Genomic DNA, 26,781 nt, shown 5'->3' on the forward strand with positions numbered 1-26,781 from the left:
GGCTCCTTTTTAAGTGTGATAGTACAGACCAGCAGAGGTTTCAGCGGAATGTGCCGGGCGCCTTGAACAGCAGAGGCTGCGGCCGCACAGGTCGACACTGCAAGCTGTCAAAGGTAAACAATTGCGGGCGCTCGATCAGATAGCCCTGAGCGTAGTCAACACCTATCTCAAGTAGAGCCTGTTCGATATGGGGTGTTTCAACAAATTCGGCAATTGTGCGCTTACCCATGACGTGGCCGATGTGGTTGATCACTTCGACCATGGCGCGGTTAATCGGGTCGTCCAGCATATCCTTTACGAAACTTCCATCGATCTTCAGGAAGTCTACAGGTAAATGTTTGAGATAAGCGAATGAGGACATTCCGGCACAAAAGTCGTCGAGCGAGAAGTGACAACCTAACGCTTTGAGTTCATTAATAAAGCGAATAGCGCTGCCCAGATTGGCAATGGCGCTGGTTTCAGTTATTTCAAAACAGATCATCGCTGGCGGAATACTGTAAGCCGCGAATTTCTCACGTAAAAAACCAAGAAAGTCGTCATCGCCAATCGTAATACCTGACAGATTGATCGCACACATCGCCATCGGCCGGCCCGGCCGCTCACGCATGCAGTTGGCGATGATCTTGAACACGTTCTCCACCACCCAACGGTCCAGCGACGTCATCAGGCCGTAACGCTCAGCGGCCGGAATAAAGCTGTCGGGCAGAATAATGCGGCCCGCCTCATCGTGCAGGCGCAGGAGGATTTCAACATGGCCAGTGCCCCCATCGGTATGCCCCAAGGGTGAGATTTCCTGGGCGTACAGGCAGAAGCGGTTTTCTTCCAGGGCCATGTGCAAGCGTTGCACCCAAGCCATCTCGCCAAAACGCAGGGACAGCTCCGAGTCATCGGCATGGTAGACCTGCACCCGGTTGCGCCCCTTCTCCTTGGCCATGTAGCAGGCCATGTCCGCCGCACGCAGCGAGGTTTCGAGGGTGGTCGGCACGTGCGAAATATGCACCAGGCCAATGCTCACGGTGGTCATGAACGGCCGGCCCTTCCACACAAAATGCAGGCTTTGCACGGTATGGCGCAGGCTCTCGGCGATTTTTTCCGCCACGGGCGCCGGGCAGTTTTCCAGCAGGATGCCGAACTCATCGCCCCCCAACCGGGCCAAGGTGTCGCCTTCGCGCAGGTCCGATTGCAACAGCGCACAGATATGGCGCAGCAACTCATCGCCGGCCGCATGCCCGCAGGTGTCGTTGACCAGCTTGAATTGGTCCAGGTCGAGGAACATCAACGCGTGCCGTGGGTTTTGCTGACGGCCAACGTGGTGCAACACCTGCTCCAGGCGGAACTCGAACTCACGGCGGTTGGCCAGGCCAGTCAAGGCGTCGTGGGTGGCCTGCCATGAGAGGTTGGCGATGTACTGGCGTTCCTGCGTCATGTCGTGCAGCACCAGCACCGCACCGCTGACCTTGCCGGCGCTGCGGATCGGCGCTCCGACCAGCGTCACCGAGACCGTGCTGCCATCCAGGCGCTGGATCAGCTTGGAATGCTCGCTGCCGCCACTGAGCTGGCCCTTGATGATGTGTTCGATCAGGGTAAAACCGTCGGGCTCGGCGTTTTCATCGAGCAGATTGAACAGCGCAGCCAGGGGCAGGCCTTGGGCCTGGGCGGACTTCCAGTGGGTCAACGCCTCGGCGGCCGGGTTCATGTAGGCGATGGCGCCGTCAACGTCGGTAGTAATGACGCCATCGCCAATCGACTCCAGCGTAATCTGCGCACGCTCCTTTTCCGCCTGCAACGCGTCGGCGAAGGCATGGCGCTGGGTCAGCAGTTTGCGCGTACGCAACAGGGCCAGCGCGATCAGGCCCAGGGCGGTGGCCAGGTTGGTGGTCAACAGCAGCCGCAGGATCATCCGCGAGCCTTCGCCCAAGGCATCGCTGAAGGCCTTGGCGGCCGGGGTCACGCCGTCATTGATGGCAATGATGCGCGCCTTCCACTGCCGCACGTCGTTGGCGCTGACGTGATCCGAGCGGATAGCGCGGTGCATCTCCTGGGCCAGGTCATCCAATTGCACCAGGTAACCGTCGCCTACCGTCCACAGTTCGATGGCTTTTTCCAGATAGCTGAAATGACGGAAGTTGAGGTACAGCCAGATCAGGCTGGAGACATCATCGGGATGGTTGCCGCCCTTGAGGATGCCCTGGCGGGCCGCGGCGATATCCGGGGTGGAATGGTCGAGGGCGATGCGCAATTCATGCCCGCCCTGGGGCACGGCGATGGCCTGCTGGTACTTGAGGAACGTGGCTTCGTCGCGGTTATCGGCGTAGAGGGTGAGGTAGTAGATGGCGTCCTTCTGGCCCTTGGACCACAAGCTTTCGCCTGCTACGTAGCCGCGCACTGCTGAAAGCACGTAGAGACTGACACAGCCCAACAATGCCTGGAACAGCACGACGGCGATAAAGGGCCACACAATGCCCAACAGCCGAGGCGTTCCGAGAGTCCGCTTTTGCTTCATGAAGTCCCTTGCACATGCACTGCTTGATACGCACGCGAACATCCGCTTCCGTTAGCACAGCCCAGTTCAAATCAACGTACTTGTTGCAAATGCCCATAGAGCTTGGCGTACAACCCACCCTCGGCAATCAGCTGCTGATGGTCGCCGTCCTCGGCAATGTGACCGCCGTCAAACACTAAAACTCGATCTGCCTGCTTAACCGCCGACAAGCGGTGGGCGATGATCAGTGTAGTACGCCCACTGAGAAACCGCGCCAGCGCCTGGTGCAGGTTGTACTCAGTGGCCGCATCGAGGGCCGAGGTCGCCTCATCGAGGATCACCACTTTCGGCTCCGCCAACACCATGCGCGCAATCGCCAGGCGTTGCCGCTGCCCACCGGAAAAACGCACCCCGGAACGCCCCACCACACTGTCCAAACCCATCGGCAGAGCCTTGACGGTAGCATCCAGCTGGGCAATTTCCAGTGCCTGCCAGCAGGCTTGATCGCTGCGGGTACGGCCCATCGTGAGGTTGGCGCGCACGGTGTCGTTGAACAAGGCAGGATGTTGCAGCACCACGGCGACGTTCTCGCGGATGGTCTCCAGGCCGATTTCCTGCTGGGTTGCACCGCCAAAACGGATGCTGCCGGCCTGCGGCGTGTAAAGCCCGAGCAACAGTTGCACCAGGGTACTTTTGCCGCCGCCGCTGGCACCGACAATCGCGACCTTTTCCCCCGGCGCAATGGCCAGGTTCAACTGGTCGAGCACCAGGTCTTCGCCGTAGCCGAAATCAAGGCCGCGCACTTCAATACCGACGGTTTCATGCCCGACAAATGGGTCTTCGCCACCGGCGTATTGCGGCTCGTCAGCCCGCGCCAGCAGCTCGTTGATCCGCGTCAGCGCACCGCCCGCCGCGTAGTAGGCGTATTGCAGGTTGAGCAGCTGCTCCACCGGGCCGATCATGAACCACAGGTAGCTGAACACCGCGAGCATCTGGCCGATGGACAGGTCGGAAAACAACACCGTGAGCATCGCCGCCGCGCGGAAGATGTCGATGCCGAACTGGAACAGCAAGCCACTGGCACGGCTGGAGGCGTCGGTTTTCCACTGCGAATGGATCGCGTAGTCACGCACTTCCTGGGCACGCTGGCCCAGGCGCCCAAGGAAAAAGCCCTGGCGGTTGCCGGCGCGCACTTCCTGGATGGCATCGAGGGTTTCGGTCAGCGCCTGGGTAAACCGCGAGGTGCTGTCGTTTTCCAGTTTTTTCAGGTGTTTGACGCGCTTGCCCAACTGCACCGTGGCGTAGATCACCAACGGGTTGAACAACAGGATCAGCAACGCCAGCTGCCAATGCATCCACACCAGGATCGCCGAGGTGCCGACCAGGGTGAGCATGGCCACCAGGAAGCGGCTGAGGGTTTCACCGACGAACTTGTCGAGGGTGTCCAGGTCGGTGACCAGGTGCGTGGTGACTGTGCCGCTGCCCAGGCTTTCGTATTCACCGAGGGAAATGCGCTTGAGCCGTTCGATCAGCCGCACGCGGATGCGATACACGATGTCCTTGGCCAACCGCGCAAACAACCGCGCCTGCACCACGTTGAACACCAGCGCGCCGCAGCGCAACAGCAGGGTCACCAACAGCATCAGGCCGATGTAACCGGCGGCTTTCTGCCAGCCCAGGGGCAGCGCGTGGTTCATCACCTTGAGCGCGGCATCGCCGTGGCCCAGGAGGACTTCGTCCACCAGCAAGGGCAATAACAGCGGAATGGGCACGCTGCACAGCGTCGCCAGCACGGCAACGCCATTGGCGATCCACAGGGATTTCTTGTGACGCAGGGCCAGGCGGCGAATTTCCGCCCAGGTCAGTCGATCAGTGCGTTGAGCGGGTTCATGCACAGGCTGCTCGCTCCAGCCATCGACCCAACAGCGGCGAGAGCTCGGCCAGCGGCTGATAACCGTTGGTCAGCAAGGCCAGTTGACCATTGCGCTCAGCCAGCAGCGTCGGGAAACCGGCGATGCCCAAGTCCTGCACCCAGGTAAAATCGGCGGCGGTTGCGGCGTGCTGCTCGGCACGGTCGAACGCGCCGGCAAACTCGATACGCGGGATGCCCGCCTGCTCGGCCAGCTCCACCAGCACGCTGGCGAGGGTCACGTCACGGCCCTCGACATAAAACGCGCGCTGGATCAGCCCCAGCAAGGTCCACGCACAATCCGGCGCCAGGCTGCGCGCGGTGACGATGGCACGGCACGCAGGCTCGGTGTCGTAGACAAAACCGTCGGGCAATGCACCCTCGCGCTTGAACGGCTGGCCAGTGGCGTCGGTGACGGCCTGCCAGTGTTCAAGGATGTAGCGCCGGGTCGTCGGCTCCAGTGCCGCACCGCTGCCGGTGCGCAAGCCGCCCACCACCAGGTGCACTTCCACACCGGTAGCGCGGGCCTGCTCCACCAGCGCTTCGGCCACCGGGGCAAACCCCCAGCACCAGGAACACATCGGGTCCATTACATAGAGCAGGCGCGCGGACATGGCTCAGGCCTCGGAAGGTGATTGCTTATAGTTGAAGCCAATCGGGTGCGGCATATTGCGGGCCTTGGCCAGTTCAATCTGCTTCTGCCGGTCGATTGCGCTACGGCGGGTCTTCTCCGGCAGCTTATCCCAGCAATGTGGACAGCTGATGCCAGCCGCGTAGTGTTCGGATGCGCGGTCTTCGGCGCTGATCGGTGTGCGGCAGGCATGACATTGATCGTAGTCGCCTTCGCTCAAGTCGTGGCGCACGGTCACGCGATTGTCGAAAACAAAGCAGTCGCCCTGCCACTTGGTTTCTTCCTGCGGCACCTCTTCGAGGTACTTCAGGATGCCGCCCTTGAGGTGGTAGACCTCGTCGAAGCCTTCGCTGAGCATGTAGCTCGACGCTTTCTCGCAACGAATGCCGCCGGTGCAGAACATGGCGACTTTCTTGTGCTTGGCCGGGTCGAAGTTAGCTTTGATATAGTCAGGAAATTCGCGAAAACTGGTGGTTTTCGGGTCGATCGCACCTTCAAACGTACCGATCGACACTTCGTAGTCGTTGCGGGTGTCGATCAACAGCACTTCCGGGTCGCTGATCAACGCGTTCCAATCCTGCGGATCAACGTAGGTGCCGACTTTTTTGTTCGGATCGACGCCTTCGACGCCCAGGGTCACGATCTCTTTCTTCAGCTTGACCTTGGTGCGGTAGAACGGCTGGTCGTCGCAGTACGACTCTTTGTGGTCGATATCGACCATGCGTGGGTCGTTTTTCAGCCAGGCCATCAGGCCATCAATGCCTTCGCGGCTGCCGGAAACGGTGCCATTGATGCCTTCTTCGGCGATCAGCAAGGTGCCTTTGATGCCGTTGTCGACCATCGCCTGCAGCAGGGGCTCGCGCAGGGCGACGTAATCTTCGAGGGTGACGAACTTATACAGTGCCGCCACGACAATCGGTTGAGTCATGGGTGTTCTCTCCAGGTGGCTACCCTCGTAAAGGGTGAACCGGATGCAAAAAAAACGCGCCGGCTAAGCGGCGCGTTGCGGATTCTATCAGGGATAACCCGTCAATGTCCGCCAGCGCAGGTCGGCGAGGCCGGGGCTGCGTCGATTTTCGCCCATTCTTCAGGCGTGTAGGTATGCAGCGCCAGCGCATGAAACTCGCTCATCAGGTCACCCAGGGTGGCGTAGACCGTCTGGTGGCGCTTGACGCAGTTAAGCCCTTCGAACTGCGGGCTGACCAGCACGGCCTTGAAGTGGGTCTGCAACCCACGGCTGTGCATGTGGCTTTCGTCCAGCACGCTCAAGTGCTCCGGGCTCAAGGCGGCGAGCGCCGTTTCGATACGCTGTTGCATGGTCATTCCTGCTTACTTCTTCTTGGCCGGTGCGGCGGCTTTGGGTGCCAGCTCGTTGGTCATGTCGTCCAACAGCTTGTTCACCACCGGCACGGCGCTTTCCAGCTTTTGCTGGGTCATCTGGGCCGATTGCTGGGTCAGTTGCGGCATTTTTTCCAGGACTTTCTTGCCCAGTGGCGACTGGTAGAAGGCAACCAGGTCCTTGAGTTCGGATTCGCTGAAGTTGGTGGTGTAGAGCTTGACCATGTCCGGCTTCAGCTTCGGCCAGCCGATCGCCTGGTCCAGGGCAGCGTTGGCCTTGGCCTGGTAGCTGTCCAGTACGGATTGCTTGGCGGCGGGCGCCTTGGTTTGTTCGAAACGCTGGGCGAACATTTGCTGCACTTGCATGTACACCGGGGTACCCAGCTTGTCGGCATGGGCCAGGGTAAGGAAGGCTTCGGCACTGGCGTTGTGGCTGGCGGTATCGGCAAGAACCTGGCCGCTGGCGCAAACCAGAGCAACCGCGGTACAGATGGCACGAAGACGAGTCATCGAGTTTCCTTTTCTAGCAGGCGAGGTAAGACCCCAAGGGCGCCCATTCTGCGCCTAAAAAACCTCGCGGCTCAACCCCGAGCCTTGCCGGGCAAGGATTCTCGAGGGATGAACCCGATGAAACGTCTTTTGGGGAACCCCACAGGCCAATCACGGCCTAAACTGCGCAAACCGCTATCAAGGAGAGTGCCCGATGAGCCGTATCGAAACCGACAGCCTGGGAGAAGTCCAAGTCCCGGATGACGCTTACTGGGGCGCGCAGACCCAACGCTCGCTGGTGAATTTCGCCATCGGCGAGCAACGCATGCCCCTGGCGGTATTGCACGCCCTGGCCCTGATCAAAAAGGCCGCCGCCCGGGTCAACAGCCGCAACGGCGACTTGCCCGCCGATATCGCCCGCCTGATCGAGCAGGCTGCCAACGAAGTGCTCGCAGGCCAGCATGACGACCAGTTCCCCCTGGTGGTGTGGCAGACCGGCAGCGGCACCCAGAGCAACATGAACGCCAATGAAGTGATTGCCGGCCGCGCCAACGAACTGTCGGGCAAACCCCGTGGCGGCAAGAGCCCGGTGCATCCCAATGACCATGTGAACCGCTCCCAGAGTTCCAACGACTGCTTTCCCACCGCCATGAGCATTGCCGCCGTGCAAGCGGTGCACCAGCGCCTGTTGCCGGCGATTGCCACACTCTCCGGCGGCCTCGCCGAACAGGCAGCGCAGCACATGAAGCTGGTGAAGACCGGCCGCACCCATATGATGGACGCCACGCCGATCACCTTCGGCCAGGAACTCTCGGCCTTCATCGCCCAGCTTGACTACGCCGAACGCGCCGTGCGCAGCGCCCTGCCCGCCGTGTACGAGCTGGCCCAGGGCGGCACCGCGGTGGGCACCGGCCTTAACGCGCCCCATGGCTTCAGCGAGGCGATTGCCTCCGAGCTGGCGGCGTTGTCCGGCCTTCCTTTCGTCACCGCGCCGAATAAATTTGCCGCCCTCTCCGGCCATGAGCCGCTGGTGACGCTGCACGGCGCGCTGAAAACCCTGGCGGTGGCGCTGATGAAAATCGCCAACGACCTGCGCCTGCTGGGCTCCGGCCCGCGGGCCGGGTTCGCCGAGGTCAAGTTGCCGGCCAACGAGCCCGGCAGTTCGATCATGCCGGGCAAGGTCAACCCGACCCAATGCGAAGCTCTGTCGATGCTGGCCTGCCAGGTGCTGGGCAATGACGTGACCATCGGCATTGCCGCCAGCCAGGGGCACTTGCAGTTGAACGTGTACAAGCCGGTGATCATCCACAACCTGCTGGAATCGATCCGCTTGTTGGCCGACGGCTGCAATAACTTCCAGGAACACTGCGTGGCCGGGCTTGAGCCCGACGCCGTGCAGATGGCCGAGCACCTGGAGCGCGGGCTGATGCTGGTGACGGCGCTCAACCCGCATATCGGCTACGACAAATCCGCCGAGATCGCCAAGAAGGCCTACGCCGAAGGGCTGACGCTACGGGAAGCGGCGCTGGCGCTGGGCTACCTCACCGATGCCGAGTTCGACCAGTGGGTACGCCCGGAAGACATGCTGGGCGCTTAAGACGCCATGCGTAACCGCCGGGCCTTGAGCCCGGCAATCAACGACGGCGCCAGCGCCACGGTCGCCGACCCCAGCACCACCACCAACGCCCCGGCATAGCCCAGGGCGTTGATGTCTTCGGCCTGCACAAAGTCTGGCCACCACCACGCCGCCAAGGCCACCGCGACAAAAGTCACCAACGGCGTGAGCGCCAGGGTCGCGCTGACCCGCGAGGCTTCCCAATGCGCCAGCGCTTCGGCAAACGCGCCGTAGGCCACCAGGGTGTTCATGCAACATGCCAGCAACAGCCAGCCTTGCAGCGGGCTCAAGTCCAGGGCTTCCAGCGGATGTGCCCACGGCGTAAGCAACACCGCGCAACACAGGTAGATCACCATCATCACTTGCAGCGAATTCCACACCGTCAGCAACTGCTTCTGGCCCAAGGCGTAGAACACCCAAATGGTCGTGGCCAGGAGGATGGTCAGCACGCCGGCGGTGTAAGCGCCCAGGGACGTCAGCAACTCCTCCAAACGTTGATTGAAGAACAAGCCAAAGCCGCAGATCAGCACGATCAGGCCGACAACCTGCCCCAGGCTGAAACGCTCCTTGAACACGAACACGCTGGCGATCATCAGAAAGATCGGGCCCATCTGCACCACCAGTTGTGCGGTGCCGGGGCTGAGCATTTTCAGGCCCACCAGGTACAGCACATAGTTGCCCACCAGGCCGCACACGGCCATGCCCACCAGCCAGCCGCCCTTGGGCCCGAGCACGTTGAGACGGGGCAAGCGTTTGCTCAACGCCAGGTAAATGAACAGGCAACCGCCGGCGACGGTCAGGCGAAACCAGGTGACGGTGATCGGGTCCATCACCTGCAGCACCTGCTTGAGTTTGATCGGCAGGATGCCCCAGAGCAGCGCGGTCAACAGGGTCAGGAGAAAACCATAGACCCAGCGGCCGGAAGAGATGTGCATGAGTGCCCCAGAAGCCAGAGGAAGTGGAGCGGGCATTCTAGGGGCAAGTGAGCGGATTGGGATACGACACAGTTCAAATGTGGGAGCTGGCTTGCCTGCGATGCAGACACCTCGGTGAGTCAGATGTACCGAGGTGATGCTATCGCAGGCAAGCCAGCTCCCACACAAGCCCGCTCCCACAGTTTGATCCGGTTTCTTCAGTGGGGTTTAGCGTACGGCTTCGAACAGGCCCGTGGCGCCCATGCCGCCACCGACGCACATGGTGACAATGCCGTAACGCAACTTGCGCCGCTGCAACTCCCGCACCAAATGCCCCACCTGCCGCGAACCGGTCATGCCGAACGGATGCCCGATGGAGATCGAGCCACCGTTGACGTTGTACTTCGCGTTATCGATCTCCAACCGATTGCGCGCATACAGGCACTGCGACGCAAACGCTTCATTCAACTCCCACAAATCAATGTCCGCCACCTGCAAGCCCTTGGCCTTGAGCAGCTTGGGCACCGAGAACACCGGGCCGATGCCCATCTCGTCAGGCTCGCAACCGGCCACGGTAAAGCCACGGAAAAACGCCTTCGGCTTGAGCCCCAGTTCCAGGGCTTTCTCCAGGCTCATCACCAGGGTCATCGAGGCGCCGTCGGACAGTTGCGACGAGTTACCCGCCGTCACCGAACCGTCTTCGGCGAACACCGGCTTCAAGCCTTGCAGGCTGGCCAAGGTCGTGTCCGGGCGGTTGCAGTCATCACGATCCACCACCCCATCGAGGATCTGCACCGCGCCGGTATTCTTGTCCTCGACCTTGTACTTGACCGTCATCGGCACGATTTCATCGTTGAACAAGCCATCAGCCTGGGCCTGGGCCGTGCGTTGCTGGCTTTGCAGGGCGTACAGGTCCTGTTCTTCGCGGCTGACGTGGTAGCGCCGCGCAACGATTTCGGCGGTCTGGCCCATGGGGAAATAGATGCCCGGCACCTGCTCCTTGAGCAGCGGGTTGATCAGGTTATCGGTGTTGACGCTTTTCATGGTCAGGCTGATGGACTCGACACCGCCAGCCACGATGATGTCGCTGCATCCCGAGGCAATCTGGTTGGCCGCAATCGCGATCGCCTGCAAGCCCGACGAACAGAAACGGTTAAGCGTCATGCCTGCCGTGCCAGTACCCAACTGCGACAACACCGCCACATTGCGCCCAATGTTGTAGCCCTGGGCGCCCTCGTTGGAACCGGCGCCGACAATGCAATCCTCCACCGTCGCCGGGTCGATGCCGTTACGGCTGAGCAGCGCGTTGACGCAATGGGCCGCCATGTCATCCGGGCGGGTCTGGTTGAACTTGCCGCGAAAGGATTTGGCCAGGCCGGTTCGCACGCTGTCGACGATCACTACTTCACGCATGGGCTACCTCGATCTTGTCGTTGTTGGGAGATGGATCGAGCATAGATCCAGCTGATTCCAACCGCGACGATCATTCACCCCATAGATAGGCCTACTTCTTCTTGCCTTTCTTATCGTGTTTGTCGGACTTCTCGAACGCCTCCTCCAGCGCCAGGTTGATGGTGCGCAACACCTTGACCCGTGCCCAACGCTTGTCGTTGGCCTCCACCAACGTCCACGGCGCGATCTCAGTGCTGGTGCGGTCAACCATATCGCCGACCGCCGCACGGTAGTCGTCCCACTTGTCGCGGTTGCGCCAGTCGTCTTCGGTGATCTTGAAACGCTTGAACGGGATTTCCTCACGGGCCTGGAAGCGTTCCAGTTGGGTCTGCTTGTCGATGGCCAGCCAGAACTTGACCACGATCACGCCGGCGTCGCGCAGTTGCTCTTCGAAGTCATTGATCTCGCCATAGGCGCGCATCCAGTCGGCCGGCGTGCAGAAGCCTTCAATGCGTTCCACCAGCACGCGGCCGTACCAGGAGCGGTCGAACACGGTGAACATGCCGCGCGCCGGGATCTTCTGCCAGAAGCGCCACAGGTACGGCTGGGCGCGCTCGTCTTCACTGGGCGCGGCAATCGGCACGATGTGGTACTGACGCGGGTCCAGCGCCGCCGCCACCCGGCGGATCGCACCGCCCTTGCCCGCCGCATCGTTGCCTTCAAACACCGTGACCAGCGCGTGTTTGCGCATGCGTTTGTCGCGCATCAGGCCGGACAGCCGCGCCTGCTCGGTGATCAGCTGTTCTTCGTAATCGTCCTTCTCCAGGCGCTGGCTCAAGTCGAGGCTGTCGAGCAGGCTTTTCTTGTCCACCGACGCAATCAGCGGCGCCGGGTTCATGCCGCTGGCCTTGCCCTTGGGCAGTTTCAGGGCATTTTGGATGCCTTCCAGCAGCAGCTTGCCCACGGTGAGGCTGCGGTAATGCGCATCCACGCCTTCGATCACATGCCACGGTGCATAGTCGCGGCTGGTGCGGCGCAGGATGCGCTCGCCGAAATGCACGAACTTGTCGTAGGTCTCGGACTGCTGCCAGTCCAGCGGGCTGATGCGCCAGCTGTGCAGCGGGTCGTCGGCCAAGGCCTTGAGCCGCGCCTTCATCTGCTTCTTGGAGAGGTGGAACCAGAACTTGAAGATCAGCGCGCCTTCATCGCAGAGCATCTTTTCCAGGCGCTCGGCACCGGCGATGGCCTGGTCCAGGCGGGCGTCCTTGATCTGCCCATGCACGCGGCTTTGCAGCATCTGGCTGTACCAGTTGCCGAAGAACACCCCCATGCGGCCCTTGGCGGGCAACTGGCGCCAGTAACGCCAGGCCGGTGGCCGGGCCAGTTCTTCGTCGGTCTGCTGGTCGAAGGTGCGCACTTCGATCAGGCGCGGGTCCATCCACTCGTTCAACAGCTTGACGGTCTCGCCCTTGCCGGCGCCTTCGATGCCGTTGATCAGGATAATCACCGGGAAACGCTTCTGCTGTTGCAGCTCGTACTGCACTTCCAGCAGGGCTTCGCGCAGGGCGGGCACTTCGGCGTCGTAGGTGTCTTTGTCGATGGCGTGACCGATTTCGGCGGATTCGAACATGGGCAGCTCCGTTTCAAGATGGCTCAAGACTAGCGGATTGGGCAGCAACACGCGGGAGGAAATTCCACCGGCGCTTGCCATGGGTCAATTCATTGCCCATTGATCGGCTAGAATGGCGGCCTTGTCTTTACCTGCTTCAAACTATGAGCCGCCCATGACCCCCATCACCCACGCCCAGCTCGACTGGGACGAACAAGGTCGCCCGCACTCGCGGGTCTTCGACGACGTGTATTTCTCCGACCAGTCGGGCCTTGAAGAAACCCGCTACGTGTTCCTCGAACAGAACCGCCTGCAGGAACGCTTTGCGGCCCTGCCGGTGGGTGGGCGGCTGGTGATTGGCGAGACCGGCTTCGGCACGGGCCTGAATTTCCTGTGCGCCTGGCAGTTGTTCGAACAGCACGCGGTGGCCGGGGCGCGGCTGCATTTTGTCAGCGTGGAAAAATACCCGCTGAGCCATGCCGACCTGCAACGCGCCCTCGCCCTCTGGCCCGAGCTGGCAGCATTGACTGAGCAACTGCTGGCCCAGTACATCGCCATCCACCAAGGCTTTCAACGCATCGTGCTGGACAACGGCCGCGTGACCCTGACTCTGTTGATCGGCGACGTGCTGGAGCAACTTCCCCAGCTCGATGCACAGATCGACGCATGGTTTCTCGACGGCTTCGCGCCGGCGAAAAACCCTGAGATGTGGACCGCTGAGCTGTTCGCCGAACTGGCCCGGTTGGCAGCGCCAGGCTCGACCATCAGCACGTTCACCAGCACCGGTTGGGTAAGGCGGCTGATCAACGCCGCCGGGTTCAAAATGAAGCGCACGCCGGGCATCGGCCATAAATGGGAAATTTTGCGCGGCGAGTTCCTCGGTTGGCCCGAAGAGGCGACGCCGCCAACCGTTGCGAAGCCCTGGTTCGCCCGGCCTCCAGAGCCCAGGGGCGAGCGTCGGGCCTTGGTGATCGGGGGCGGCCTGGCTGGCTGCGCAACGGCGGCCAGCCTGGCAACACGAGGTTGGCAGGTCAGTTTACTGGAGCGCCACACCGCCCTCGCCCAGGAAGCATCAGGTAACCCCCAAGGCGTGCTGTACCTCAAGCTTTCGGCCCATGGCACGGCGTTGTCGCAGATGATCGTCGCCGGTTTCGGCCACACGCGGCGCCTGCTCGAACACTTGCACCGCGGCGTCGACTGGGACGGCTGCGGCGTACTGCAATTGGCTTTCGACGCGAAGGAGGCACAGCGCCAGGCGCAGCTCACAGAGGCCTTTGCCCCCCAACTGCTGCACCTGCTGGACCGCGACCACGCCCAGTTAAAAGCCGGTATTGCCCTTGAACACGGTGGGCTGTTTTTCCCCGAGGGCGGCTGGGTGCATCCACCCGCATTGTGCCAATGGCAAGCCAGCCACCCCGGGATCACCGTGCTGCCCCATCACAACGTACTCGATCTGCGCAAAACCGATGATCGCTGGCAGGCCTGGGACGGCGAGCGCCTGCTCGCCAGCGCGCCGGTGGTGATACTGGCAGGCGCCGCCGAGGTCCAGCGTTTCGCCGACCTGCCCCTCAAGCGCATTCGTGGGCAAATTACCCGGCTGCCACAGACTGCGCAAAGCCAGGCCCTGGCCACCGTGGTGTGCGCCGAAGGCTACGTCGCCCCACCGCGCCTGGGCGAACACACCCTTGGGGCCAGCTTTGATTTCAAGAACGAAGACCTCACGCCCACCACCGCTGACCATGCCGGCAACCTGGCCATGCTCCGGGACATCTCGCCAGACCTTTCCCAACGCCTGCATGCCGACACCGTCGACCCCGCCACCCTGCAAGGTCGCGCCGCGTTCCGCTGCACCAGCCCGGACTACTTGCCGATTGTGGGCCCGCTGGCCGACAGTGCGGCCTTTACCCAAACCTATGCCGCGCTGAGCAAGGATGCACGCTGCGTTCCGGACACGCCGTGCCCCTGGCAGGACGGACTGTATGTCAACAGCGGCCATGGCTCCCGGGGCCTGATCACCGCGCCGCTGTCTGCCGAACTGCTGGCGGCCTGGCTCGACAACGAGCCCTTGCCGGTGCCGCGCAGTGTGGCCGAAGCCTGCCACCCTAACCGATTCGCGGTGCGCAAACTGGTGCGCAGCACGGCCAAAAAAACCTAGGGCATCAAGCACCCACCCAGGTCTTGCTGTCTCAACGCCTCCTGGGTCAGGCGCTCCAGCTCTCTGTTTTCAGCCGTCACCTGTTCTTGAAGAATGGCCCCCATCTGTTCACGGTAGGCCGTGTCGTCCAGCGTCAGGCTCTGGTCGAACACCGCACTCATGCGCTCGTCGAATGGCTCATTCAAAGCCTCGAAACTGGCAGAGTGCCTGCGCTTGAGGTATTGCTGCCAGAACGGCAACTCCACCAGGTATCGCAATAAGCGTGGCGAAAGCTCCGCCGCCTTGATCTGGAACTCCGCTTCATTCAAGTCGCTGGCTGTCACCCCACCGAGTGCCGCGAAGCGCATGTGCCGAGGCTGCCCAGGCAAATGAAAGCGGTCCACCAGCCCAGTGCGAAACGCCAGGTGGACCTCCAATGGATCGGCCAGCGGGTGTTCAAGGCTATGGTTATGCGCAAGCCGTTCCAGTTGATCGAGGCGAAACAGGCCACGGGCCAGCTTCAATAATGGCGTGGCCGTCAATTGCCCTGTGGCGGCAAGCTGCTCGGCCTGGCGAATTTGCGTCAATACCTCCAGCGCACCGAAACTGACTGCCGCCGCATCATCGCAATTGAGCGGAGTGGCCGCTCGCTGGAACACCCCTTCACGCAATTCACTGTCGCCAGCAGTCGCTTCCAGCACAGTCCAGACGCGGCGGTCCATGTCTTCGTGCACTTGGGAGGTGTCTGCCGCGCCACCGAGCTCGGCCAGCAGATTGAACAAGCCATCGGAGCCCGGCTCGTCCCTGAGGCCGGCCCAGATGCGGCCTTTCTCGGCAAACCCTTCAACTCGGTCATCGGCCAACCACAAATCGCGGGCCTTTTGTTCGGTCAAACGGGCAATATCATCCTCCAGATACCCCATGCCTACCCCGTGGTTGCGGCGGTAATCGCGCAGCAGCAACTGGCTGGGCACATCCAGCGGGTTATGCCGCAAATTAACGGCCTGGGCGTAGCTGCGAGGCACCTGGAACAACCACTCGGGCAGAGTGGTGATGTCATTCTCCCGCAGGTCGAGATTCTCCAGATATGGCAAGCGGGCCACGCCCTTGGGAAACTCCTTGAGTCGGCAATTGCGCAGGTTCAGCTCGCGCAAGACAAACATGCGGCCCACATCCGGCGGGTCCAGCAGCAGGTTATTGCTCAGATTCAGCATCTGAAGGCTGCGCAGCCCGGCCAGCGTCGCCCGCGTGTGCTCGGTCAATTGCAGGGCGTTATTGGCCAGGCACAGGTATTCCAACTGCTTCATGTGCGAGAGCACCTCCGGGAACCGCGTGATCTTGTTGTCTCCCAGATTCAAAAACATCACGTTCTTGAAGTGCTTGAGGAAATACGCGACGGCGTCGTCCAGGCCCATGTTCCCCAATGACAACAGTTTCACATGATCAAAACCAACCTGCGCCGGCAGGATCGGCAAAGGATCGTGAAGCATGCCATCGAGGGACAGACTTTCCACGCTTCGATGGTGATGATCAAGCCGTTGGGTCATGCGCCTCCACCCCTGCTCGATGGTCTTGAGCACTTGGTGTCGACTCAAGCGATAGCCCCAGAGCGGCGAACCCTGAGATGTGTAGGTGGAGCGGTCACTGCGCCAGGTTTTCAACGTGCGGTGCAATGTCTCAAACTGCTGCTGCAACACTTCGATGGCTTTGGCCCGACTCAGATGATCGACACCCGCATCCTGGATAATGTTGGCCAGCTCGCTGTCATCGAGCCGTGGGTAGAGCTTTCGCACCTTGCGCAACAGCGCGGGCTCCGTCGCCCCTGCCCTGGCAGGCGCGGCCTGAACGCAGGACAAGGCTGGCGCCTCGATATCCTCAGCCTCCCCGCGCAGATACGCCGCTACGCGCGGCCGATGCTCCTGCGTGTGCTGGCGAATCCGGCTGAGCAGGCGCTGTGACGCCCGCTCTTCAAGGAGCTCAAGGGGGATGCGGGAACGCTGGGGCAAGGCATCCACCAATGCCTGATAAAAACCCAGGGAGCCGCCGGCCACTGTATCCAGTGGCTGAGAGGCCTCATCAAACGCCTGGAAACCATCAGCCGTCTGCACCAGCGTGCGGCGTAAACTGGCCTGGGGGTCACCCATCGCGCCAAGCACTTCGCCACGTAGCGTGCCTTCGCGCAATTGCATGAACAGGTCGCGAGGCCAGCCCGGTACATCCCGCAACACGCCCAAGGCAAGACGTCGAGTGTCCGGCACGGCCTGCTCTGGCCAGTACAGGCCGGCAATCGCGATGTCTTCACGCTGGCGCGCCAAGGCGCCTGATGCGCGCTCTGCCAAGCTCAGGGGCACACGTCCGGTCAGGTCCAGGGCGCGGCGCTGACTGTCGGTGGCCTGACTTAGCAACTCCCAGGCGACGCGGTTGGACAGCTGCGGATAAGCGTTCCTGAATGCAACCAGCGCCCCCTGAGCGTCGCCCTCCTGCTCTTCGTAGAGCTTCTGCGTCAGTGATTGCCGGCGGTTTTTGAGCGTCGCCAGCAATCGACGCTGCAACACCGCCGCAGCCTTGTCCAAGGCGACCGTTTCGCCCAGTAGCCCTTTGCGTTCCTCGGCGGTGAGTGCCTGCAACACCGTCTCCATGACTTGACCCTCCTGGAGATGACGCTGCGTAAGATGAACGCTAAGGTCCTCATAATCGAAGGGACTCACATCCGGATAACTTTCCAGCAAATAATCTTCGTCATCGAGCAGTTCGATAAACCGCCCCTTGGGCCACCCCGACATCAACGGAATCGCCAGCATCTGCGTGCGTGCGGTGTCGGCTGTGGGCGTTTCACCAAGCTCTAGCTGACCAATCAAGCGGGCGACTTTTTGATGCTGCCTGAAGCGCACCCACACATCCTCGAACCGTTGCGACAAAGCACCCTGCTCCATCGCCAGGCGTTGCGCCTGGGTGTGGCTTGTATCGCTGATCGCGGCTATCGCCCGTGTGTCTTCCGGCACCAGAGAGCCCAATTCAGGGTCGAGTCGAGTCAAGGCATAGCGCAGGTCTCGCCAGTGCTCGGGCTGCTCGAACACATGTTGCCACCCGCCCCGGCTGTTGTGCCTCAGCGCCGGGCGATAAGCCTGCGCACGTGTCGGATGGTTGATACGCCACTGACCAATGCCCGGGTCGTAGCCAATTGAATAGACCGAACCGTCGATTTTGATCCACGACTGGCCCTTCGCCTGGCAAATGCCCTTGCTGTTGGTTGCCCACGGCGTGTCGATGGGCAACGTTTGACGGTAAGGCGCCAACCGCGGTCGCCACAGTGCCGGGCGGTGATCGGAACGGGCAATCGCCTCAACCTTGCCGAAAAAATCTGCCGACGTCAGCCTGGCCTTGAGCGTCCCCACCACCCGGCCCGCTGCTGCGAACGCCACCATGGCGGCCAGGCTGTCGCCAATATTGACCAGGTGCCGCAACGCCTCTGCGTTGTCATCGTGCAGCCAGTCTTCGACGCCGTCGAACACCTCCCCCAGCAGTTGCCCGACGGCGACGCCCAACATCAATTCGCCCAGTACCGGCACCACAAAGGACGCCACGTTGAGCAGGTCCAGCCCTGCGTCGAAGTAAGCCTGCCAGCGCGCCTGGTCGGCATCCTCATCGACCTGCGCCGTGGGCACCGCAAGGGCCAGGGCGTCACGCTGGATCTTCCCGGTGAAGGCATTGAAAAAGAACTCGGAAAAACTGCTCGTGACCGGCACGGGCTCCAGTTGACCCAATGTGCGCCCCTTGTCGAAGCGCTGGAAAAAACCCAGGCGTTCGTGCTCATCCAGGTAGCGGGCAAACGCGGTGCGGTAGGAAGTGACTTGCAGTTTCAAGGTCAGGTAGCGCTTGAAATCTTCCAGCGTCTCATACTCGTACCAGGGCCGGACGGGCTCGTTGGGCATATACACCAGGATCGTCCCCCCGCCCAACTGGCCGGGCTCATCGTCGCAGACCACCAACACCCCCCAGAGGCAGGCATCGTCGATGTTCATCCCCTGCCAGATCAGCGGTTTTTCCAGCGGGCTCAAATACGCCAGGTCGTTGGCGGGGCGATCGGCCTTGATCAACTTGAGCAACCGTTTACCCAGCGCTTCGTTGACGTGTCCCTGCGCACAGGCGATGTGCAGGTCCATCTGCATGTCGAGCATTTTCGCGTGCCCTATCTGCACGCACGTGGCGTTGTACCCCAACCCCGCCTGGGGGGCTTCTCCCCAAGGGGTAGGCAAGTCAAAGACCTGCCGTATATGGCGCTGGTAGGCCTCTCCCAGGTCCAGTTCACGGCAATATTCGACAAACTGCGCGGCGCTCAGCCCCGTTACCTCTTTGCGCGTGGCCGCCGAACGAACGACGGTTCCCGCAGCCATCCCTCCACCGCGGGCCTTGGCAGCATCGAAGTTGTGCATGGCCGCTAGCACCAGGCTGGTTTTTTCCCAGCTCACCGTTTCGATCAAGGGGCCGGTCAGCGGTGGCATCAAGCCAGTGAGTTGACGCGTGGTCACCTCCAGCTGATCGCGCTCCACATCAACAGTGGCAACTCCCTTGCTGAGCAAAAATGTGTGCAGGCGCTCCACACAGAACTGATGCAGAGGTTGCAGGCGCGACAGCAACGCCTTGACCTGTTTGCGCGGTTGCTCACTGTCGCGATGGGCTTGTTCGAGGGCCGCAAGCGTGGCGGGCTCGGCCTCGACCAACCAGGTGGGCAAGGTCTTTCGCAGCACCCGGGCTTTGTCCAGGTCACCGGTCATGTCCAGCAGTACGGCCAGCAGTTCATCTTCAGTCACAGGCTCTGTGACTGCACTCAAATCACGTTTATCCGTCATCGAAAAGCGTCCTTGTCGCGTAGCTAAACAAAGGTCCACCCTAAGGCCACGGACAGAAAATACGCATCCGAATATCGGCGCGATCAGCCTCATGATCGACCAGCGTTTTGCATGCATCCTGCATCTATATAACGCCCCCTGTGGCCAGCCCACGCGGCGCCTGAAGCTCCCCTGAAGAGGTTAAGGCCAACTGCCTTATAACTTATTGTTCTAAAACTCCCACTATAGCCCCGTGTCAGTTTCTGGGTACGCGCCCTTTGGGCGTATTGAGTGTTCCCCCTCCCCAACGGAAAAACCGGTAAGGAATTTATGTGCGGATTAGCTGGCGAGTTACGTTTTGATCAACAACCTGCCGACCTGGCAGCGATAGAACGAATTACCCATCATCTGGCCCCCCGTGGCCCGGACGCCTGGGGCTTCCATGCCCAGGGCCCAATTGCCCTGGGCCACCGTCGCCTGAAAATCATGGACTTGTCGGACGGCTCGGCCCAACCGATGGTTGACGCCCAACTGGGCCTGTCCCTGGCCTTCAATGGCGCCATCTACAATTTCCCGGAACTGCGTGAAGAGCTGGAAGCCTTGGGCTACGCCTTCTATTCCGGCGGTGACACTGAGGTGCTGCTCAAGGGTTATCACGCCTGGGGTGAAGCATTGCTGCCCAAGCTCAACGGCATGTTTGCGTTTGCCATCTGGGAGCGCGACGCCCAGCGCCTGTTTATCGCCCGCGACCGTCTCGGCGTGAAGCCGCTGTACCTGTCGCGCACCGGCCAGCGCCTGCGCTTTGCCTCGGCGCTACCAGCGCTGCTCAAAGGTGGCGACATCAACCCGATTCTCGATCCGGTCGCCCTCAACCACTATCTGAACTTCCACGCCGTGGTCCCGGCGCCGCGCACCTTGCTGGCGGGCATTGAAAAACTGCCACCGGCGAGCTGGATGCGCATCGACGCCAGCGGCAAGACCGAGCAGAAAACCTGGTGGACCCTGCCCTACGGCCCACATGAGGATGAAAAAAACCTCACGCTGGAAGACTGGACCGACCGCGTCCTCGACAGCACCCGCGAAGCCGTGGCCATCCGCCAACGTGCCGCGGTGGATGTAGGCGTATTGCTCTCCGGTGGCGTCGATTCGAGCATGCTCGTCGGCCTGCTCCGTGAAGCCGGGGTAAAGGACTTGTCGACCTTCTCCATCGGCTTTGAAGACGCCGGCGGCGAGGCCGGCAACGAGTTCCAGTACTCGGACCTGATCGCCAAGCATTACGGCACCCGTCACCACCAACTGCGCATCGCCGAAAGCGAGATCATCGAGCAGCTGCCAGCAGCGTTCCGCGCCATGAGCGAGCCGATGGTCAGCCACGACTGCATCGCCTTCTACTTGCTGTCGCGGGAAGTGGCCAAGCATTGCAAGGTGGTACAAAGCGGCCAAGGCGCCGACGAGTTGTTCGCCGGTTACCACTGGTATCCGCAGGTGGACGGCGCAAGTGACCCTTACGCCGCCTATCGAGAGGCGTTTTTCGACCGCAGCTACGCCGACTATGCAGCCACTGTCGCACCGCAATGGCTGACCGCCAATGACGCCGCCGGCGACTTCGTGCGCGAACACTTCGCCATGCCCGGCGCCACTGCCGCCGTGGACAAGGCCTTGCGCCTGGACAGCACGGTGATGCTGGTGGATGACCCGGTCAAACGCGTCGACAACATGACCATGGCCTGGGGCCTGGAAGCGCGGACGCCGTTCCTCGACTATCGACTGGTGGAACTTTCGGCCCGGGTGCCGGGCAAATTCAAACTGCCCGACGGCGGCAAGCAAGTGCTCAAGGAAGCCGCGCGCCGGGTGATTCCAAGTGAAGTCATCGACCGCAAGAAAGGCTACTTCCCAGTTCCCGGCCTCAAGCACTTGCAGGGCGACACCTTGAACTGGGTGCGCGACCTGCTGCTGGACCCGAGCCAGGATCGTGGCCTGTTCAACCCGGCCATGCTCGACCGCCTGCTCACCGACCCGCAGGGCCAACTGACCCCGTTGCGCGGCTCCAAGCTGTGGCAACTGGCGGCGCTGAACCTGTGGCTCAGTGAACAAGGAATCTGATTGATGAAACCTCATGCAGCGGCTTACAGCCAACGCCTACTGAGGGGCCAGGCGCCATCCTACGAGCGCCTGCAAGCCCGACTGGCGGAAGATGGTAGCCCGCAGAGCCCTGGCCCCATCGTCGTGCATTGCGGCTGGGGACGCCTGTTGATCGGGCACACCTTCGCCGACCCGTCGAGCCTGGCCCTGGAGTTGCTCAATGAGCAGGCCGGTGAACGGGACATCGCCCTGTACGTGGCCGCGCCCCAGCAGATCCTCGGGATCGACCCGCAGCAGCTGTTCCTCGACCCGTCTGACACCCTGCGCCTGTGGTTCACCGACTATCGCCCGGCGACCCGTGTGTTTCGCGGCTTTCGCATCCGCCGCGTGCAGACCGAGGCCGATTGGCTGGCGGTCAACCAGCTCTATCAAGGGCGCGGCATGCTGCCCGTCGATGCCGACCGCCTGACGCCGCGCCATCAAGGTGGCCCGGTGTATTGGCTGGCGGAGGATGAAGACAGCGGCGCGGTGATCGGCAGCGTGATGGGCCTGAATCACCAGAAGGCGTTTCACGACCCGGAGAACGGCAGCAGCCTGTGGTGCCTGGCAGTCGACCCGCACTGCACGCGCCCCGGCGTCGGCGAAGTGCTGGTGCGCCACTTGATCGAGCATTTCATGAGCCGTGGCCTGAGTTACCTGGACCTGTCGGTGTTGCACGACAACCGCCAGGCCAAAAACCTCTACGCCAAGCTGGGGTTTCGCGCGCTGACCACCTTTGCGATCAAGCGCAAGAACGGCATCAACCAACCGCTGTTCCTCGGCCCTGGCCCGCAGGCAGGGTTCAATCCCTACGCGCGGATCATTGTCGAGGAAGCCCACCGGCGCGGCATTGATGTGCAGGTGGATGATGCCGACGCGGGCCTGTTCACCCTCAGCCACGGCGGGCGCCGCGTGCGCTGTCGCGAGTCGTTGAGCGACCTGACCAGCGCCATCAGCATGACCTTGTGCCAGGACAAGAGCCTGACCCACAAAACGCTCAAGGCTGCCGGTTTGAAACTGCCGTCGCAGCAATTGGCCGGCAGTGCCGATGACAACCTGGAGTTCCTCGACGAACACCAGCGCATCGTCGTCAAGCCGCTGGATGGCGAGCAAGGCCAGGGCGTCGCGGTGGATTTGCAGAGCATCGAGGAGGTGCAGCAGGCGATTGAAGCGGCACGCCAGTTCGACAGCCGCGTGCTGCTGGAGAGCTTTCACGAGGGGCTGGACCTGCGCATCCTGGTGATCGGCTTTGAAGTGGTCGCCGCGGCGATCCGACGCCCCGCTGAAGTGACCGGTGACGGTCATCACAGCGTCGGCGCGCTGATCGAAGCCCAGAGCCGTCGCCGTCAGGCAGCGACCGATGGTGAAAGCAAAATCCCTCTGGACGCCGAAACCGAGCGCACCCTGCACGCGGCGGGCTACGACTACAGCAGCATCCTGCCCCGCGGCCAGACCCTGGCTGTGCGCCGCACCGCCAACCTGCATACCGGCGGCTGCCTGGAAGACGTCACCGCGATCCTGCACCCCACGCTGGTGGACGCCGCCGTGCGTGCGGCCCGCGCCCTGGACATCCCCATGGTGGGCCTGGACCTGATGGTGCCCGCCGCCGACCAACCCGAGTATGTCTTTATCGAAGCCAACGAACGGGCCGGACTGGCCAATCATGAACCGCAGCCGACGGCTGAGCGGTTTGTGGATTTGTTGTTTCCTCACAGTTAGCTGACGGTTTGAGAGATGTGTTGCCTGACCCGGCGCCTTCGCGAGCAAGCCCGCTCCCACATTTAGAACGCATTCCAATGTGGGAGCGGGCTTGCTCGCGAAGGCGTCAGTACTGGCGACATCTACCCTTGAACCAACAGGAGTCTTTATGAGCCAAACCATCCCCGAACCCGACCTCAACTACCTGCAAAAAGTCCTCCTGGAAATGCTCGCCATTCCCAGCCCCACCGGGTTTACCGACACCATCGTGCGTTACGTCGCCGAGCGCCTGGAGGAGCTGGGTATCCCCTTTGAGATGACCCGGCGCGGCACCATTCGCGCCACCCTCAAGGGCCAGAAAAACAGCCCCGACCGCGCCGTGTCCGCCCACCTCGACACCATCGGTGCCGCCGTGCGGGCGATCAAGGACAACGGCCGCCTGACCCTGGCGCCGGTGGGCTGCTGGTCGAGCCGTTTTGCCGAAGGCAGCCGCGTCAGCCTGTTTACCGACAACGGCGTGATCCGTGGCAGCGTGCTGCCGCTGATGGCCTCCGGGCACGCGTTCAACACCGCTGTAGATGAAATGCCGGTGAGTTGGGACCACGTGGAGCTGCGCCTGGACGCCTACTGCGCGACCCGCGCCGATTGCGATTCCCTGGGGATCAGCGTCGGTGACTATGTGGCCTTCGACCCGCTGCCCGAGTTCACTGAAAGCGGGCACATCAGCGCCCGTCACCTCGACGACAAGGCCGGCGTGGCCGCCCTGCTCGCGGCGCTCAAAGCCATCGTCGACAGCGGCGCGCCATTGCTGATCGACTGCCACCCGCTGTTCACCATCACCGAAGAAACCGGCAGTGGCGCAGCGGCCGCCCTGCCCTGGGATGTCAGCGAGTTTGTCGGCATTGATATCGCCCCGGTTGCCCCCGGCCAGCACTCCAGTGAGCATGCGGTGAGCGTGGCGATGCAGGATTCCGGTGGGCCGTATGACTATCACCTGTCCCGGCACCTGCTGCGCCTGGCGGCGGACAACGAACTGCCGGTGCGCCGCGACCTGTTCCGTTACTACTTCAGTGACGCGCACTCGGCCGTGACCGCCGGCCACGATATCCGCACGGCACTGCTGGCGTTTGGTTGTGATGCGACCCACGGCTACGAGCGCACCCATATCGATAGCCTCGCGGCCTTGAGCCGCCTGTTGGGGGCGTACATTCTCAGCCCGCCGGTGTTCGCCAGCGATGCGCAACCGGCCCAGGGTTCACTGGACCGCTTCAGTCATCAGCTGGAACACGAGACGCAGATGGAGAGCGACACACGGGTGCCGTCCGTGGACAGCCTGGTCGGCCAGAAAACCTGAGGCTGGCAACTGCTGGTAACAAAGGCCCCGGCGCAGTAGCATCGCCGGGATTCTAAAGCCGAGGCTTGTATGCTGATTCCCTACGACGCACTTGAAGTCGACACCCTGACCCGCCTCATTGAAGATTTCGTCACCCGCGACGGCACCGACAATGGCGACGACACGCCCCTGGAAACCCGCGTATTGCGCGTACGCCAGGCGCTGACCAAGGGCCAGGCACTGATCGTGTTCGACCCCGAAAGCGAGCAATGCCAGTTGATGCTCAAGCACGACGTGCCCAAGCATCTGTTCGACTGAGGGTTTACGGGTTAGCGGCGGCCGGGGTTTCTGCGGCTTGGCGCTCGAGGATTTTCTGATACACCTCGGCGCGGTGCACATTGACCCCCACCGGCGCCTCGACCCCGAACTTCACCTGGGAGCCGTTCAGCTCGATGATGTGCAAGGCGATGTCATCGCCGATGGAAATGCTTTCGCCTACAGCACGGCTAAGTACCAGCATGGCGGTAGTCCTTTAAGAGTGACAGGACCTTGACCATGCGCGATTGCGCGGGAGTACAGCAATGGCTTGCGGCAAAATCAGGCCTGACCTACATCCACCGGTAATTTCCCTGACAGACCACACCCCAAACTGTGGGAGCGGGCTTGCTCGCGAAAGCGGTGTTCCAGTCGCCTAATATATTGGCTGACACACTGTCTTCGCGAGCAAGCCCGCTCCCACATTAGTACCGGTGTGCAACCTGAGATTGTGCTCAGGCTTTGCTCGCCTGCGCCTTGGCCCGCATCTTATCGGCCATGGTGGTCATTTCGTCATACAGCAGCTGCGGATTCTTCTGCTTCAACGCCCACGCCATCCGCCCCTGTTCGTGGGGCAAAATCATAAATTCGCCTGCAGCCACACGCTGGTAGATGTAGTCGGCAATATCCGCCGCCGAAATTGGCGAGCTTTCCAGCAATTTGCCGACCTGCGCTTTCATCGCGGGCGTCGGCCCGCGGAACGAATCCAGCAGGTTGGTCTGGAAAAACGACGGGCACACCACGTGTACGCCGACTTCCTGTTGCTTGAGCTCCACCAGCAGGCTTTCCGACAAGGCCACCACGCCGGCCTTGGCCACGTTGTAGTTGCTCATGGCCGGCCCTTGCATCAGCGCGGCCATCGAGGCGATGTTGATGATGCGGCCCTTGCTCTTTTCCAGCAGCGGCAGGAACGCTTTGCAGCCCTTGACCACGCCCATCAGGTTGATCGCGATCTGCCAGTCCCAATCCTCCAGGGACAGTTCAGCGAAGAAACCGCCCGAGGCCACGCCGGCATTGTTAACGATCACATCGATACCGCCGAGCTTCACTTCGCAGGCCTGGGCAAACGCGGTGAGCTGGCTGTAGTCGCGCACGTCGCAACGCTGGACGAAACCATCGCCACCCGCCTCGCGCACGAGCTTGAGGGTTTCTTGCAGGCCCGGCTCGCTGACGTCCGACAAGGCCAACTGCCAACCCTCGCGGGCCCAGCGCAGAGCGATTTCGCGACCCAGGCCGGACCCGGCGCCAGTGATCATCATGCGATTTTGCATAGGAAGTTGCCTTGTGGTTCACGGAAGAAGTGATCGGCAGTGTAGCGAAGGTTTTTCCCACACCCACGCCCCATAAAGTTGCTGAATGCCCCAGGCAAACCCGCGGCCGGGTCGGAGCATGGCGCACTGCACAAGTTCAATAACTTTCAACTAAGGCTGCGTATTAAAAGAAATAAGCCGGTGTGCAAAATGCTTTAAAAAAACTTGGAATTTTCCACGCAGGGCACCAGTCGGAGTTATTAAGCCGTCTGTGATTAAACCTGCAGACCTATTGCTCAATAACCAGAAGGTACAAAACCATGAGCCTCATTCTGATCATTATCCTGATCCTCCTGCTGGTCGGTGGCCTGCCCGTATTCCCACACTCACGCAATTGGGGTTATGGCCCGTCGGGTATCCTTGGTGTGGTTCTGGTGGTGTTGCTGGTGTTGTTGTTGCTCGGCCGGATATAAACGGCAGGCAAAAAAAGAGGCCCTCTAGAGGGCCTCTTTTTTATGGCCGGTTAGTTAGTCCGGCTTACCATCAACCACACCTGCGGTGTTATCCAGCAGGCTCTTGGTGGCGGTCTGCAGGAACGACTCAAGCTTCTGCTTCAGTGCAGCCTCGTCCGGCGATTCCGGGATGACTTTACCGCTTGGGTTGGCACCCAGTTCGAATTCCCACAACTTCGGTGGCATTTCCTTAGGGATGCTCCGATCAAC

Annotated in this window: 20 protein-coding genes; 7 read left to right on the top strand and 13 right to left on the bottom strand. The window is 61.7% G+C overall.

Annotation, left to right across the window (positions count from 1 at the left end; translation table 11 throughout):
* Positions 1-40: 40 nt before the first annotated feature.
* From DBR46_RS08490 to DBR46_RS08515, 6 genes are all read right to left on the bottom strand, one after another.
* Entirely contained in the window at positions 41-2,503 is a 2,463-nt protein-coding gene (locus DBR46_RS08490; RefSeq protein ID WP_124525798.1) for an EAL domain-containing protein, read from the bottom strand.
* 71 nt (positions 2,504-2,574) lie between these two features.
* Positions 2,575-4,377 (bottom strand): ABC transporter ATP-binding protein, encoded by a 1,803-nt coding sequence (locus DBR46_RS08495; protein ID WP_124525799.1) that lies wholly within the window; start codon positions 4,375-4,377, stop codon positions 2,575-2,577.
* The gene (locus DBR46_RS08500) at positions 4,370-4,972 is read right to left on the bottom strand and encodes a DsbA family protein (protein WP_177414019.1); all 603 of its coding nucleotides are present in this window, start codon (positions 4,970-4,972) and stop codon (positions 4,370-4,372) included. The genes DBR46_RS08495 and DBR46_RS08500 overlap by 8 nt, the downstream gene beginning before the upstream one ends.
* Positions 4,973-5,008: 36 nt before the next feature.
* The gene (locus DBR46_RS08505) at positions 5,009-5,950 is read right to left on the bottom strand and encodes a rhodanese-related sulfurtransferase (RefSeq protein WP_124525801.1); all 942 of its coding nucleotides are present in this window, start codon (positions 5,948-5,950) and stop codon (positions 5,009-5,011) included.
* A gap of 101 nt (positions 5,951-6,051) precedes the next feature.
* Positions 6,052-6,345, bottom strand: coding sequence for a BolA family transcriptional regulator (locus DBR46_RS08510; RefSeq protein WP_124525802.1), 294 nt, complete (start codon positions 6,343-6,345; stop codon positions 6,052-6,054).
* Positions 6,346-6,351: 6 nt separating this feature from the next.
* Positions 6,352-6,870, bottom strand: a complete 519-nt coding sequence (locus tag DBR46_RS08515) for a DUF2059 domain-containing protein (protein WP_124525803.1) — start codon at positions 6,868-6,870, stop codon at positions 6,352-6,354.
* Between the two features lie 193 nt (positions 6,871-7,063).
* Between DBR46_RS08515 and DBR46_RS08520 the strand changes: the two genes are divergently transcribed.
* Positions 7,064-8,446: a class II fumarate hydratase gene (locus DBR46_RS08520; RefSeq protein ID WP_124525804.1), complete on the top strand. Its 1,383-nt coding sequence runs from the start codon at positions 7,064-7,066 to the stop codon at positions 8,444-8,446.
* On the opposite strand, the gene DBR46_RS08525 is transcribed toward DBR46_RS08520, so the two are convergent.
* The 3 genes from DBR46_RS08525 to pap all read right to left on the bottom strand — a co-directional run bounded on the left by DBR46_RS08525 (position 8,443) and on the right by pap (position 12,400).
* Positions 8,443-9,399: a DMT family transporter gene (locus DBR46_RS08525; protein WP_124525805.1), complete on the bottom strand. Its 957-nt coding sequence runs from the start codon at positions 9,397-9,399 to the stop codon at positions 8,443-8,445. The two genes, DBR46_RS08520 and DBR46_RS08525, sit on opposite strands and share 4 nt — an antisense overlap.
* A gap of 207 nt (positions 9,400-9,606) precedes the next feature.
* The gene (locus DBR46_RS08530) at positions 9,607-10,791 is read right to left on the bottom strand and encodes a thiolase family protein (RefSeq protein ID WP_124525806.1); all 1,185 of its coding nucleotides are present in this window, start codon (positions 10,789-10,791) and stop codon (positions 9,607-9,609) included.
* 91 nt (positions 10,792-10,882) lie between these two features.
* On the bottom strand, positions 10,883-12,400 hold the full coding sequence (gene pap, locus DBR46_RS08535) for a polyphosphate:AMP phosphotransferase (protein ID WP_124525807.1): 1,518 nt from the start codon (positions 12,398-12,400) through the stop codon (positions 10,883-10,885).
* A gap of 154 nt (positions 12,401-12,554) precedes the next feature.
* On the opposite strand from pap, the gene mnmC reads away from it, so the two are divergent.
* The gene (mnmC, locus tag DBR46_RS08540) at positions 12,555-14,534 is read left to right on the top strand and encodes a bifunctional tRNA (5-methylaminomethyl-2-thiouridine)(34)-methyltransferase MnmD/FAD-dependent 5-carboxymethylaminomethyl-2-thiouridine(34) oxidoreductase MnmC (protein WP_124525808.1); all 1,980 of its coding nucleotides are present in this window, start codon (positions 12,555-12,557) and stop codon (positions 14,532-14,534) included.
* Here the strand turns inward: mnmC and DBR46_RS08545 are convergent.
* Positions 14,531-19,363 (bottom strand): NEL-type E3 ubiquitin ligase domain-containing protein, encoded by a 4,833-nt coding sequence (locus DBR46_RS08545; protein WP_124525809.1) that lies wholly within the window; start codon positions 19,361-19,363, stop codon positions 14,531-14,533. The two genes, mnmC and DBR46_RS08545, sit on opposite strands and share 4 nt — an antisense overlap.
* Positions 19,364-19,672: 309 nt before the next feature.
* Between DBR46_RS08545 and DBR46_RS08550 the strand changes: the two genes are divergently transcribed.
* The 4 genes from DBR46_RS08550 to DBR46_RS08565 all read left to right on the top strand — a co-directional run bounded on the left by DBR46_RS08550 (position 19,673) and on the right by DBR46_RS08565 (position 24,812).
* A complete protein-coding gene (locus tag DBR46_RS08550; protein ID WP_124525810.1) occupies positions 19,673-21,445 on the top strand; it encodes an N-acetylglutaminylglutamine amidotransferase in 1,773 nt (590 codons plus the stop codon).
* A 3-nt stretch (positions 21,446-21,448) separates the two neighbouring features.
* Positions 21,449-23,182: an N-acetylglutaminylglutamine synthetase gene (ngg, locus tag DBR46_RS08555; protein ID WP_124525811.1), complete on the top strand. Its 1,734-nt coding sequence runs from the start codon at positions 21,449-21,451 to the stop codon at positions 23,180-23,182.
* A 148-nt stretch (positions 23,183-23,330) separates the two neighbouring features.
* Entirely contained in the window at positions 23,331-24,515 is a 1,185-nt protein-coding gene (locus DBR46_RS08560; protein ID WP_124525812.1) for an osmoprotectant NAGGN system M42 family peptidase, read from the top strand.
* 69 nt (positions 24,516-24,584) lie between these two features.
* On the top strand, positions 24,585-24,812 hold the full coding sequence (locus DBR46_RS08565) for a YheU family protein (RefSeq protein ID WP_003192759.1): 228 nt from the start codon (positions 24,585-24,587) through the stop codon (positions 24,810-24,812).
* A 4-nt stretch (positions 24,813-24,816) separates the two neighbouring features.
* On the opposite strand, the gene csrA is transcribed toward DBR46_RS08565, so the two are convergent.
* Positions 24,817-25,014, bottom strand: a complete 198-nt coding sequence (gene csrA, locus DBR46_RS08570; protein ID WP_124525813.1) for a carbon storage regulator CsrA — start codon at positions 25,012-25,014, stop codon at positions 24,817-24,819.
* 250 nt (positions 25,015-25,264) lie between these two features.
* A complete protein-coding gene (locus DBR46_RS08575; RefSeq protein ID WP_124525814.1) occupies positions 25,265-26,080 on the bottom strand; it encodes an SDR family oxidoreductase in 816 nt (271 codons plus the stop codon).
* A gap of 299 nt (positions 26,081-26,379) precedes the next feature.
* Between DBR46_RS08575 and DBR46_RS08580 the strand changes: the two genes are divergently transcribed.
* Positions 26,380-26,532 (top strand): DUF3309 family protein, encoded by a 153-nt coding sequence (locus tag DBR46_RS08580; RefSeq protein ID WP_015885095.1) that lies wholly within the window; start codon positions 26,380-26,382, stop codon positions 26,530-26,532.
* Between the two features lie 54 nt (positions 26,533-26,586).
* Here DBR46_RS08580 and DBR46_RS08585 read toward each other — a convergent pair.
* On the bottom strand, positions 26,587-26,781 hold a 195-nt coding region (locus tag DBR46_RS08585; protein WP_148090397.1), incomplete at its 5' end, for a hypothetical protein.

It is taken from the genome of Pseudomonas sp. KBW05 (genome assembly GCF_003852405.1).
Classification (GTDB): Bacteria; Pseudomonadota; Gammaproteobacteria; order Pseudomonadales; family Pseudomonadaceae; genus Aquipseudomonas.

What these genes read in the sequence shown, in the direction of transcription:
- DBR46_RS08580 (WP_015885095.1), top strand. Translation starts at nt 26,380, where the DNA reads ATGAGCCTCATTCTGATCATTATCCTGATCCTCCTGCTGGTCGGTGGC.
- DBR46_RS08545 (WP_124525809.1), bottom strand. Translation starts at nt 19,363, where the DNA reads ATGACGGATAAACGTGATTTGAGTGCAGTCACAGAGCCTGTGACTGAA.
- DBR46_RS08510 (WP_124525802.1), bottom strand. Translation starts at nt 6,345, where the DNA reads ATGACCATGCAACAGCGTATCGAAACGGCGCTCGCCGCCTTGAGCCCG.
- csrA (WP_124525813.1), bottom strand. Translation starts at nt 25,014, where the DNA reads ATGCTGGTACTTAGCCGTGCTGTAGGCGAAAGCATTTCCATCGGCGAT.
- DBR46_RS08505 (WP_124525801.1), bottom strand. Translation starts at nt 5,950, where the DNA reads ATGACTCAACCGATTGTCGTGGCGGCACTGTATAAGTTCGTCACCCTC.
- DBR46_RS08525 (WP_124525805.1), bottom strand. Translation starts at nt 9,399, where the DNA reads ATGCACATCTCTTCCGGCCGCTGGGTCTATGGTTTTCTCCTGACCCTG.
- DBR46_RS08550 (WP_124525810.1), top strand. Translation starts at nt 19,673, where the DNA reads ATGTGCGGATTAGCTGGCGAGTTACGTTTTGATCAACAACCTGCCGAC.
- DBR46_RS08575 (WP_124525814.1), bottom strand. Translation starts at nt 26,080, where the DNA reads ATGCAAAATCGCATGATGATCACTGGCGCCGGGTCCGGCCTGGGTCGC.
- DBR46_RS08520 (WP_124525804.1), top strand. Translation starts at nt 7,064, where the DNA reads ATGAGCCGTATCGAAACCGACAGCCTGGGAGAAGTCCAAGTCCCGGAT.
- DBR46_RS08515 (WP_124525803.1), bottom strand. Translation starts at nt 6,870, where the DNA reads ATGACTCGTCTTCGTGCCATCTGTACCGCGGTTGCTCTGGTTTGCGCC.
- mnmC (WP_124525808.1), top strand. Translation starts at nt 12,555, where the DNA reads ATGACCCCCATCACCCACGCCCAGCTCGACTGGGACGAACAAGGTCGC.
- DBR46_RS08490 (WP_124525798.1), bottom strand. Translation starts at nt 2,503, where the DNA reads ATGAAGCAAAAGCGGACTCTCGGAACGCCTCGGCTGTTGGGCATTGTG.
- DBR46_RS08530 (WP_124525806.1), bottom strand. Translation starts at nt 10,791, where the DNA reads ATGCGTGAAGTAGTGATCGTCGACAGCGTGCGAACCGGCCTGGCCAAA.
- ngg (WP_124525811.1), top strand. Translation starts at nt 21,449, where the DNA reads ATGAAACCTCATGCAGCGGCTTACAGCCAACGCCTACTGAGGGGCCAG.
- DBR46_RS08500 (WP_177414019.1), bottom strand. Translation starts at nt 4,972, where the DNA reads ATGTGTTCCTGGTGCTGGGGGTTTGCCCCGGTGGCCGAAGCGCTGGTG.
- pap (WP_124525807.1), bottom strand. Translation starts at nt 12,400, where the DNA reads ATGTTCGAATCCGCCGAAATCGGTCACGCCATCGACAAAGACACCTAC.
- DBR46_RS08560 (WP_124525812.1), top strand. Translation starts at nt 23,331, where the DNA reads ATGAGCCAAACCATCCCCGAACCCGACCTCAACTACCTGCAAAAAGTC.
- DBR46_RS08565 (WP_003192759.1), top strand. Translation starts at nt 24,585, where the DNA reads ATGCTGATTCCCTACGACGCACTTGAAGTCGACACCCTGACCCGCCTC.